Here is an 11,769-nt window from a genome sequence, read left to right on the forward strand (position 1 = left end):
TCCACTATTAATGTAATTATCAGGCGAACACTAGGATGCCTAATAACAGTATACGCTGTAAGCGAAGTATACCTGAATCAGTGCGAATTTCACAGCATACTATTGAGCTCCGGATTGAGCTCCTGCAGGAGGCGTAAACGTGTAGCCTAACTGCCGGAGCGCATCCGCTTCATTATAAAAAGTAATGCTCTTTACAATTTTGCCATTCTCTACCTGGTAATTCGTGTTTGCCCAAATTGTTACAGGGCCTTTGCCGTCTTTGAATCTGATTTCCAGTTCTGCCCAGTTGGCTACCCAATTCCCTTTGTTGTCTCCTTCCGGAATCGTTACACTTGCAAATCTGGACCGGTTATATTGGATTTTCTCATATAGATTTGTGGCGTTGGCTTTCCAGTTCTGAACCGCCTGTTCTTTTCTGATCGAGTCTCCGTAAGATGGTCCCATGCCGATGTAATTATCCCCCAGATAGTTGCTCATGGCTTCATAATCCAGGTTCTCCACAGATTTAATATAATTTTTTACTAATTCTATATTCTCACTTTTATCATTGTCAGTGGATGATGTACAGGCAAACAAGCTTGTACTTACTACCAACAAAAGGATCAGACGTTTCATGATTTCTATACTTTGATGTTTAGTTTGAAAGTTAAAGTCATTTGGGATAGCTGCCATACTCCTACATAATGTATTCGGCGCAGTGCAGGCATTGCCGGCTATACTTGTCCCGCCGTTAGTCTGAGAGCAGGTAGGTGTGGTATACATTAAACTGCCTGGTTTACTTGTCCGGATATACCCAACAGTACAACTTTATTTAATGGTGTATCCTTTTCCTTCTATACATCCGGAGAAGGCTCTGATATAGCGGCTCCAGTTTTCCTGCTCCTGGGCACTAACACCTGCCTGTATCTGCTCTTGCTCTGCCTTCTCTTGCTTTTTACCTTTACGCCTGCCTGCTACAACTCCTGTAAGTCCACCAATTAGTGCACCCTCACCAGCACCGCCACCTACAATTGCTCCAATGGCTGCTCCTGCCGCTGCACCAGCAGCTCCGCCTTTTAACGCCTCACCGGTTGAGCTTGTCTCTGTAGGTGCAGGCCCCTGTACTTTGGGCATGTTGGCCGGGTCGAGGCCTGTTTGTTGTTTTGCCCACTCATAGCACGCTGCTTCATCTTTCTGTTGCTGGTCGCTACTTTGCCCCTTTGCCGGGTATACATACAAATTCATGCTTCTCGATATACTTTGCGCTGCTAATTGGCTTGCAAAAACCGCCAGGAAGAAAACCGGAAGGATCAAGAAAGAGCATTTACTGATGAAATTATGTGTCTTCATTTCCTATAAATTAAAACGAGCAATAACTACACATAGAACGATGATCTGAAAAGACCATACTGCCTTGGATAAACGTACATAACGCCTGCCACTGCCAGGAAGTAGAAGCCGGAAAACAGCTGATCCGGCAAATTTGTGATGTATAATCTAATTAGACTATAAAGTATAAACCTTGTAAATTACTGTTGAGCAGTACCGGTTATAAAGCCATCTTCTCTCATTTTGGTAGTAACAGCATCCGCAATTTCGTTTATGGTATCTTCTAACTTTGTAGGATTAACCGACTTGGTAGTGCCTGCCCAGACCAGCTTATCCGGGTTTACCGTGTACACGGTAGTTTCTACCATGTAATTTTTATCTGTTTCGTAGTAGCCTGGCGAAGTATAAAATCCTGCCCCATAACCATAATACCTGCCCCAGCCACCATAATAGCCGGTAGTAGTACCTGGTACATAATGTGTTTCTTCATCCACATCCACTAACCGGGTCATCAACACGTGCGTAAACTGCCCTTGTGTCAATATATCATGCAATGTTGATTCCTCAGCTCCCTTCATAAGTTCCGGGGTAAGAAGCGTGTAAGAAGCTACTGCCTGACCAGCCATCCGCTTGATAATCTGGTCTTCCACCACACGTCGCGATGTTTCATCTTTCACCATGGCAATCACCAAGGTCTTATTCTGTGGCCCCTGCGTAAAGCTTGCCCCAGGATCTTTCCAGGACTTAACTATCTGGGTGGAAGGTCCACAGGCCACCATAAATACAATTGTGAAAATTGTTATGTAAATACTTCTCATAGCTGTACAGTTTAAATGGATAATATTGTTATTAGCATTAAAACAAAGTCACTGGAAAGAGAAGGGTGCCTGGCGCATCAAGTTGAAGGAGAGCAGATCAGAAGAAAACATACTGATAACCAAAAGCGAGGCTATCAAAATTCAACCCGGTATTAGTGTAAACGCTGGTATGAAACTGGAGTTTAAACAAATGCTTCCCGGATAATGGCACTGCCCAGGTAGCACCGGCTCTCATGTGTTCGAACGGACCAATAAGTGCCACATCATTGATAAATGTTTTCCCGCCGCTGAACCAGTTGCCGTTAAGCCCTACCATCATCTGGTTTTTGAAATAGTAACTGAGGTGCAGCTGCGTACTTAAAAGTGGTTCCTGCTTTTTCACTTTGCTTACCAGGTAGTCTTTGTTTTTTGCATAAAACCACATGCCAACATACCCGTCGGCATAAATGCGTTTAAACTTTTTAGAAGCACCAATTTCAGGCTTAAACCCCCACCTGTTGTTACCAAGGTTTACTCTTTTATCTTTATAATAAAGCCCCGTTGGCATGGAAGTGATCAGGCTGATGCCGACAATTGTTTTCTGGCTGTATTTATTGAATTCTTTTCTATCTAAAGCCGGTGAGCCAATCAGGTTTATTCCGACCTGTACACGTGCATCCCCAAAACCGGTGCGTGTAGTACTGGTATCCTGACCTATAACTTTTGCCTGCCCTTCCATAGTTACATAAGGTACTACCACATTTATACGTGCCAGTTTTTGGGCCACTCCAAATGTACGGACATACCGAGCCGCGATACTGTGTGCCGTTACTTCTATGTCTTCAACAGGCAGCGCGGCATCAACTACAACACTGCCTGTTGATATTGCATAACCTACAGCTACTGCATTCATGTTTTTAGGCAAATTGGCATATGATCTGGCTTCCAGTTCCTGGCAATAGGCATTTACATATAAAAAACAGCATGGCATCAGCAACAATAGGATTTTCATTTTAGCCCCTCTGACTTGCAAAGTATACATGAAACCGGCCCATGAATGATATTGAGCATACTTCTGGCGGTAGCCTTATAAAGCTAAACCGAAGTACAGCATGGTCAGTGTAATTTTCCATTGATCGTTTACTTAACCGGTTACCTCGCTGGCTTTTTCCTCCCGATGAATGAAAGCGCCACGCTTTCCCGCCTCCAGTATCTGCTTTTCATCCATGGAGCCAAACAGTTGTATGATTTTAGCCACGAGCCCTGTCCAGCCGGTCTGGTGGCTGGCTCCCAGTCCGGCCCCGTTATCGCCATGGAAGTACTCATAAAAGAGAATATATTCGCGCCAGTACGGGTCGTTCTGAAATTTATCTGTGCCGCCATATACCGGCCGCTGGCCATTTTTATCACGGGTAAAAATACGGGTGAGCCTGTTACCGATCTCCTTACTCACCTCGAACAAATTCATCAGGTTGCCGGAACCGGTAGGGCACTCAATTTTGAAGTTGTCGCCGTAGTAGAGGTAAAACTGCAGAAGTGCACGGATGATGAGCGCGTTTACCGGCATCCAAACCGGGCCACGCCAGTTGGAGTTGCCGCCGAACATACCTGTGTTAGATTCTGCCGGCAGGTAATCAACCCTGAACTCCTGCCCCTCCACATTAAAGATGAACGGGTGCTCCTGGTGATACTTGGAAAGGGAGCGGATACCGTACGGGCTCAGGAACTCGTTTTCGTCCAGCATTTTTGATAGGATCCTGCGAAGCCTATCAGGGTTTACCAAGGCCATGATACCACGACCATCCACGCCATAATGACCTGGCCCTATAGGATGTATACCCTCCAGTAGTTCCGGCATATGAATAAGACGCTCCTCCAGATGCGCCATTACCCGGGGTATGCGATCACGCTGCCACTGCTCTGTAAGGGTTGTGGCACAAAGTGGCAGGAGCCCTACTATGGAGCGCACCTTGAGCCTTTGGGCACTGCCGTCAGGTAATCGTAACAGGTCGTAATAAAAACCGTCTTCTTCATCCCACATGCTGTCCTGACTTGGACGATTCATAGCTGCTGCAATAAAGTAAAAGTGCTCTACAAACTTCAGCACCATGTCTTCATAAATAATATCCTCTGCAGCCAGCTCCACGGCAAGCTCAGCCATGTTTTGGGTAAAGAGGGCCATCCAGGCTGTCCCGTCTGCCTGCTCCAGGTAGCCACCGGTAGGAAGCGGCGCACTGCGGTCAAAAACACCAATGTTATCCAGCCCCAGGAAGCCACCTTCAAACACGTTCTTCCCGAAACGATCTTTTCGGTTTACCCACCAGGTAAAATTCAGCACCAGTTTGTTGAAGGCCAGTTTCAGGAACTCCATATCCACTTCACCGCACATTGCCTGCTCGGTGCGGTGCAGGAATAAGGTTGCCCAGGCATGCACCGGCGGGTTCACATCGCTGAAGTTCCACTCATAGGCCGGTAACTGGCCGCTGGGGTGCAGGTAAACACCCCGAAGCATCAGCTTCATCTGCTGCTTGGCAAAATCCGGATCCACAATGGAGAGCGGAAGCGTATGGAAGGCCAGGTCCCAGGCAGCATACCAGGGATACTCCCATTTATCCGGCATGGAGATGATATCCTCGTTCAGCATATGAAACCACTCCGAGTTGCGGAATGGCCGGCTACCGAAGTATAGCGGATGTGCCTTGTGTTCTTTGAGCCACTGCTGGCCGTCAAAGTAATAGTATTGCTTGCTCCATAGCATGCCCGCCAACGCCTGCCGCATCACGGCTGCTGTATCCTCAGAAACGGAAGGAGGTGTTACGGATCGGTAAAATTCGTCGGCTTCCTGTAATCGTTCCGAAAAGATTCTGTCAAACTCTTCACCGAAAACTGCATGGGTTGCTTTCCCGTTTTCATTGGCTGCAGGCTGTGCACTCAGGCGCAGCCTAATGGTAGCAGCCTGGCCCGGCCCAATCTTTTGATGATAATGGGCTGCCATCTTGGTGCCGTTCATTTCAGGGTTTACCGCATCCTGTTGCCCGTTTACTACATAATCATTGATGCCATCTTTGAGGTAACGGCTTTCGTTTTCCCCTTCCAGCCCCAGTTTCTGCCGGTTGGTTTCGTTGTCGGTAAAGAGCAGTGATACATTACCTTCACAGGCAAAAGTATAGTCGCCGATACGCTCTTGAGTTGCTGAAACCGTAGCGATTCCTTCCTGGCCCTCTACCTGCCTTAGGTTTGGTTTGGAAGAAGGAATCACGATCCAGGATGCCCAGTCGTTGCGGAACCACAGGGTTGGGAGCAGGTGTAGTTCAGCCTCATCCGGTCCTCTGTTTTCTGCCGTTATGCGCACCAGTATGTCTTCCGGACCACCCTTTGCATACTCTACAAATACATCGAAATACCGGTTGTCATTGAATACACCCGTGTCGAGCAGCTCATACTCATATTCATTGCGTGAGCGGCGCCGGTTTGTATCTACCAGATCGGCATAGGGAAAAGCCGCTTGTGGATACTTGTAGAGATATTTCATGTAAGAATGGGTAGGCGTAGAGTCGAGGTAGAAATAATATTCCTTCACATCTTCCCCGTGGTTGCCCTCGCTGTTGGTTAAGCCAAAGAGTCGTTCCTTTAGTATGGGATCTTTCCCGTTCCAGAGTGCCAGGGCAAAACATAGGTGCTGCCTATCGTCTGAAATTCCGCCCAAACCTTCTTCGCCCCAACGGTAAGTGCGTGAGCGGGCCTGGTCGTGGGTAAAGTAATTCCAGGCATCACCTCCGGTACTGTAATCTTCGCGCACAGTTCCCCATTGCCTCTCTGTAAGGTATGGTCCCCACTTTTTCCACGCTTTCTTTCCAGTGCGTTCTTCCTCAAGGCGGCTTTGTTCGATGGTTAGTACAGAATTCATAGTGCTTATTTAAACTTTTCACTCTTTCTTATTGGTAATCCAGGGCAGTTACCATCTGTTCGGATCAATCCTTTTCTTCTGAATAATGTTGACTATATAAAATGGGCGGAGAATCATAAACCTCTCGAAATAATCTACTTTCAACACTTCACACAGCTTGATTCCGATTGCGTTTGATACAACGAAAACCCAGATGGCAGGAAGATGTATCTATCATCTGCGGAATCCGGGCTGCCGGCCTGTAGCGGTAACAGTAGTTAATGGCGCACAGGTATGAGCCGCCTTTCAAAACCTTCCGCGGTATTCTGATAGTTGGCTGACGGTGGTCATAACTAGCTTCTTTGAAGCCACCCCTTGGATTTTGTGGTATACAGCAAGCTTTTTTAGCATCCTCAGGGTGCCTGTCGTAATACCAGTCAGCCGTCCATTCCCAAACATTACCAGTCATATCAAAAAGGCCACAGCCATTGGCCTGGAATGCCCCAACAGGTGAAAGACCTTCGTAACCGTCCTGCAGTAAGTTTTGCCACGGAAATTCTCCTTGCCAGTAATTTGCCATCAGCTTTCCTTCAGGCATTTCTTCATCACCCCAGGCAAATTCCTTTTCTTCCAATCCACCACGTGCAGCAAATTCCCATTCCGCTTCCGTCGGGATCTCTTTTCCTGCCCATTTAGCATAGGCTTCCACGTCTTCCCAGGCTACCTGCGTCACCGGGTAATTCTCTTTTCCTGCTATACTGCTCCCCGGGCCGTGCGGCTGCCTCCAGTTGGCATAGGGAACATAATTCCACCAGTTCGCGATATTCCTTAAATCGACGCGCTGTTTGGCCTTCTGAAAAACCAACGAACCTGGCACCAACATCTCCGGCAGCGCACCCGGATAGTTTTCCGGATTCAGCGGGCGCTCAGCATAGGTAACGTAATCGGTTTCATTCACAAATCGCTGGAATTCAGAATTGGTAACCGGGTTGCAATCCATCCAAAAACCATCCACTTTAACAGTATGAACCGGCGCTTCTGCAGGATAATGTTTCTCAGAACCCATCCTGAAGGTACCACCCGGAATCCAGATCATACCCACCGGATCCGTTGCAGAAATGCTTTGGGTCTCTTTTTCACTGTCTCTTAATACAGAACTGGTTACCGGTGTTTTCATCATATCAGGCAAGATTAATCATATCACTACAATTAACATTATATCTTAAATAAGTATAACACCTAATCTATCTGGCGGAGGAGAGAACAACTTCGCCATATTTAAATTTCCAGTTTTTTAATTGTATTATTTATAAAGATGTATACGTATACTACTAAAATAGATCATACATAATACTGGCTGTCAATTACTTATATACATATCTTATAATACTTAATTATTAGCTTAGACACCAACGTTTCTGAAAAAATGGAAACATCTACTGTTATGCTGATAACCAATATGGAATTAGACAACAGGCCGGAAACAGCTTTTAAATTCTAATGAAGAGCAGATTACTTCAGAGAGGGCGATAAGAAGATGACTGTGAAGCAGAGCTAAAACAAACTTCTCCAATATGATTGGTTTAAATGTTCTTAGCAAAATGACTGACTTTATGAGTGAAGAACAAAAAATGAAGGAAAGCACTGAAAACAGCAAAAATGCTAAAGATATTTCATTGCTACTTTCCAAACACAATACCTCACTGTCCTTTCAGCGCACACGCCTCTCTGCTGACCGTACGCTGATGAGTGTTATCCGCACCGCCTTATCGCTGATTGGTTTTGGGTTCACCATTTTCCAATTTTTTCGCTCACTAAGAGAGATAGAAGGGATAAAGATAGACCCTACCATGGGAGCCAGGAAAGTAGGCTTAGCAATGGTAGGTTTGGGTATTTTCATGTTGTTGTTAGGTATAATTTACCATTCGTTTTTCATGCTGCAGGTCCGGAGAGAACGGCAACGTCTCGACGAGATGGGTTTAATTATCGAGCACGATAAATTTCCTTTTTCCATGACTCTAATTGTAGCCCTCTTGTTATTGCTGTTAGGTGTTATAGTAATAATTACAATGATTAGTCAATTAACAGGCTAAAGCAACTAACTGGATAAGCTACCCTCCAAGGTTATGACTGTTCGATTTGGCCTGCAATCCCTGCCCCATTCTACTTTCAGAAAACCTTTCTTCCGATTCTAAAAAGTCAAGAATATGTGTTCGATTTCTGCAAATAATATACCCTGCCCCCTAAACTTCTACTTTAAAAGCGATGAAATCTACCAAAATATGGCTCAAATACTGTGTCGGCTTTATGCTGGTTTGTACACCATTTTATGCAAAGTCTCAACAGACGGGAGGCACTGAAAAATCCTGGAGCTTTTTGGTGGAGCCTTACCTCATGTTCCCGTCTATGAATGGAACCACAGGCATAAGCAATCTTCCGGATGTGGAGGTGGATGCCTCTGCGAAGGATATTTTCAGTAACCTGAAAATTGGCGCTATGCTGTACGCTGAGGCCACCAGATATGGCTGGACGCTCTCCTCCGATATCCTCTACATGAACCTGGAAAAAGACACCAGGACAGGTGCTTTAATAGAAAGGGGCGAGCTGTCGGCAAAACAATTTGGCTGGGAAGTCAGTGCACTCAGAAGAATTCTCCCCTTCATGGATATAGGTATAGGTGGCCGCTACAACAATATAAAAGCTTGGGTTGACCTAACCTTAAACACCAGAGATGGCCCTGAAGAACGAAGCAAAGAACGGGCAGAGGGCTGGATAGACCCTATTCTTATTTCTCGCTTTAGCGCATCTCCTACAGACAATCTGCTGCTTCAGCTGCGGGCCGATATAGGAGGCTTTGGCGTAGGAGCAGACCTAGCATGGCAGGCACAGGCTTACGCCGGATACAGGTTTTCAGAGCTGTTCCATATGTCGCTTGGGTACCGTATCATTAGTATAGATTATGAAAAAGGTAGCGGTGAGGACCGGTTTCTTTATGATGTAAATACCACCGGCCCGGTTATCCGCCTCGGATTTAATTTTTAACGCTTTAGTATAGCCGCACAAGAAATCATCCTACTGGTCTATATCTTGAGTGTGCAACTCTCAGTGCTGGCGTATGGCCTGAAAGTTACCCTACCCGCCACCCGGGTATAGTCATGACACTTGCCAGCGCCAACCTGCCGCAGCACGACCTGGTGCCTGCAGCAGTCATTCTATACCTATTGATCGCCGCCCTGATCACGATCCCATACCTGTTATGGTTCAGATGTGAAAAGCCTGCCCCAGACTGGCCAAGCCCTCCCTATAAGAATCCTTATTTATTGATACACTTAAAATTTCTAAAACTATGGCTTTAAAAGAGTATAAACCCGGCACTACATTTCCAGGTGTCATGGCCCGGACCATACAGGAATCTTCACAGGCATGGCCGTCGCCATTACGGGCCAGAAAAGGAACACCCAATGTGTTGTTCATTGTGCTCGACGACACCGGCTACGGCCAGTTGGGTTGCTACGGTTCCCCCATTAATACCCCGAATATAGACCGCCTGGCGCAGAATGGCTTGCTCTATACCAACATGCACACCACGGCGCTCTGCTCACCAACCCGTTCCTGCATTTTGACAGGTAGAAACCATCATTCCAATGCCATGGCCTGCATTACCGAGGGTTCTACCGGCTTTCCCGGGTATAATGGGAACATACCCTTTCAAAACGGTTTTTTGTCTGAGATCCTGTTGCAGCACGGGTATAATACCTATGCCGTAGGTAAATGGCACTTAACACCTACAGAGCAGATCAGTGCAGCCGGCCCCTACGAGAGGTGGCCGCTGGGCAGGGGGTTCGAGCGTTACTACGGCTTTCTGGGCGGAGATACCCATCAGTATTACCCGGATCTTGTTTATGACAATCACCAGGTGGAGCCTCCTAAAACCCCTGAGGAAGGGTATCATTTAACCGAAGACCTGGTAGACAAAACCATTGCCTTTATTGCCGACTCCAAGCAACTCGCGCCAGAGAAGCCGTTTTTCACTTATTTCTGTACTGGGGCTATGCATGCGCCGCACCATGTGCCTAAAGAGTGGGCTGATAAGTACAAAGGTCAGTTCGACGATGGTTGGGACGCTTACCGGGAAAAGGTTTTTGCCAGGCAAAAGGAGCTGGGCGTCGTTCCTGAAAATGCGGTGCTTTCGCCACGCGACCCTGACGTGCAGGCATGGGATTCACTTGGAGAAGATGAGCGGAAACTCTATGCCCGCATGATGGAGGTATTCGCCGGCTTCCTGGAGCATACCGACCACCACATTGGCCGTCTGATCAATTTCCTGGAGCAGATAGGCGAACTGGACAATACGCTGATTATGCTCATTTCCGACAATGGCGCCAGCTCTGAAGGCGGGCCAACCGGCTCTGTTAACGAGAACAAATTCTTCAATAATATGCCTGATGACCTGCAGCAGAACCTGGCCGCAATAGACGAAATTGGAAGTCCGAAATACTTTAACCACTACCCTTGGGGATGGACCTTTGCCGGCAACACACCCTTCCGGCGCTGGAAACGCGAAACCTACCGCGGGGGCGTTTCTGATGCCTTTGTTGTCCATTATCCGAAGGGTATAAAAGCAAAAGGCGAGATAAGGACACAATATGCCCACGCCATCGACATGGTACCCACAGTGCTTGACGTGCTTGGTATAACGTCTCCGGATTCCGTTCGCGGCTTAACGCAATCACCGATAGAAGGTATAAGCTTAGCCAGCAGTTTTGACGATAGCGACGCCGAAAACCTGCACAAGACGCAATACTTCGAGATGTTTGCTCATAGATCCATTTACCACGATGGCTGGCGTGCCGTTTGCCCTTTCCCAGGCCCATCGTTTACGGAAGCAGGCGCATTTTTCGGCATGCTGGACCTCACTGAAGAAAAACTGCGGGAATTGGATGCCAAACACTGGGAACTCTACAACCTGGCCGACGACCCCACCGAAACGAATAACATAGCCGAAAGCAACCGGGGCAAACTGATTGAAATGATCGCCTTATGGTATGCCGAAGCAGGGAAGTATAACGTGTTGCCGATAGACAGCCGGGGCACATTGCGCTTTGCCGAAGAACGCCCACAACTGACCGAGAACCGGGAAACATACGTGTATTACCCGGATACGCAAGTGATTCCGCCTAACGTAGCTGTTAATGTGCTTAACCGACCACACAGTATTACCGCAAAAGTAGAGATTCCGGAGGGTGGTGCCGAAGGTGTGCTATTGAGCCATGGCGGCAACACGGGCGGTTATTCACTTTTCATTAAAAACAAAAAACTATGCCACGTCCATAATTACGCCCGTGCCGCCGAATACTTCGTGGAGTCTACAGAGGAGGTGCCTGAAGGACAGTGTGAATTACGCTTTGAGTTTGAAAATACTGGAAAACCTGATGTAAAGAATGGCAAAGGCGCTCCAGGCAAAGCACAACTTTACATTAATGACAAATTAGTGGGTGATACTGAATACCCGGCAACTTTACCCCTAAACATTGCTATGGGAGAAGGCTTAACTGTAGGCCGTGACCCTGGGTCCCCTGTTACGGAGCGTTACCAGCCGCCTTTCGGGTTTACAGGCAAAATCCTAACCGTTACGATAGATGTTTCCGGTGATCTGATTGAAGACAAAGAAGCTGAACTGCGGGTTGTAATGGCAAGGCAATAATGAATAGGAAGCCGTTGTAGCAGATTTCTGTTATAACGGCTTCTAAATTCGTTCCACGATAGCAAGCGGAAAAT

At 47.1% G+C, this 11,769-nt stretch carries 9 protein-coding genes; 3 read left to right on the forward strand and 6 right to left on the reverse strand.

The window, feature by feature from the left end; translation table 11 throughout:
• Positions 1-99 precede the first annotated feature (99 nt).
• The 6 genes from MJ611_RS04115 to MJ611_RS04140 all read right to left on the reverse strand — a co-directional run bounded on the left by MJ611_RS04115 (position 100) and on the right by MJ611_RS04140 (position 7,171).
• Positions 100-477, reverse strand: coding sequence for a nuclear transport factor 2-like protein (locus tag MJ611_RS04115; protein WP_250428221.1), 378 nt, complete (start codon positions 475-477; stop codon positions 100-102).
• Between the two features lie 330 nt (positions 478-807).
• The gene (locus MJ611_RS04120) at positions 808-1,224 is read right to left on the reverse strand and encodes a glycine zipper domain-containing protein (protein ID WP_250428223.1); all 417 of its coding nucleotides are present in this window, start codon (positions 1,222-1,224) and stop codon (positions 808-810) included.
• Between the two features lie 284 nt (positions 1,225-1,508).
• Positions 1,509-2,126 carry a hypothetical protein gene (locus MJ611_RS04125; protein ID WP_250428225.1) on the reverse strand — a complete coding sequence of 206 codons (618 nt, stop codon included), beginning with the start codon at positions 2,124-2,126 and terminating at the stop codon, positions 1,509-1,511.
• A 97-nt stretch (positions 2,127-2,223) separates the two neighbouring features.
• Positions 2,224-3,018, reverse strand: coding sequence for a transporter (locus tag MJ611_RS04130; protein ID WP_250428227.1), 795 nt, complete (start codon positions 3,016-3,018; stop codon positions 2,224-2,226).
• A gap of 231 nt (positions 3,019-3,249) precedes the next feature.
• Entirely contained in the window at positions 3,250-6,012 is a 2,763-nt protein-coding gene (locus MJ611_RS04135) for an MGH1-like glycoside hydrolase domain-containing protein (RefSeq protein WP_250428228.1), read from the reverse strand.
• A 148-nt stretch (positions 6,013-6,160) separates the two neighbouring features.
• On the reverse strand, positions 6,161-7,171 hold the full coding sequence (locus tag MJ611_RS04140) for a formylglycine-generating enzyme family protein (RefSeq protein ID WP_250428230.1): 1,011 nt from the start codon (positions 7,169-7,171) through the stop codon (positions 6,161-6,163).
• A 394-nt stretch (positions 7,172-7,565) separates the two neighbouring features.
• Between MJ611_RS04140 and MJ611_RS04145 the strand changes: the two genes are divergently transcribed.
• From MJ611_RS04145 to MJ611_RS04155, 3 genes are all read left to right on the forward strand, one after another.
• Complete coding sequence (locus tag MJ611_RS04145) at positions 7,566-8,084, forward strand: YidH family protein (protein WP_250428232.1); 519 nt, start codon at positions 7,566-7,568, stop codon at positions 8,082-8,084.
• A gap of 214 nt (positions 8,085-8,298) precedes the next feature.
• Positions 8,299-9,033, forward strand: coding sequence for a hypothetical protein (locus tag MJ611_RS04150; protein WP_250428234.1), 735 nt, complete (start codon positions 8,299-8,301; stop codon positions 9,031-9,033).
• A gap of 304 nt (positions 9,034-9,337) precedes the next feature.
• Complete coding sequence (locus MJ611_RS04155) at positions 9,338-11,695, forward strand: arylsulfatase (RefSeq protein ID WP_250428236.1); 2,358 nt, start codon at positions 9,338-9,340, stop codon at positions 11,693-11,695.
• Positions 11,696-11,769 lie beyond the last annotated feature (74 nt).

This window comes from Pontibacter ruber, from assembly GCF_023630205.1.
GTDB lineage: Bacteria > Bacteroidota > Bacteroidia > Cytophagales > Hymenobacteraceae > Pontibacter > Pontibacter ruber.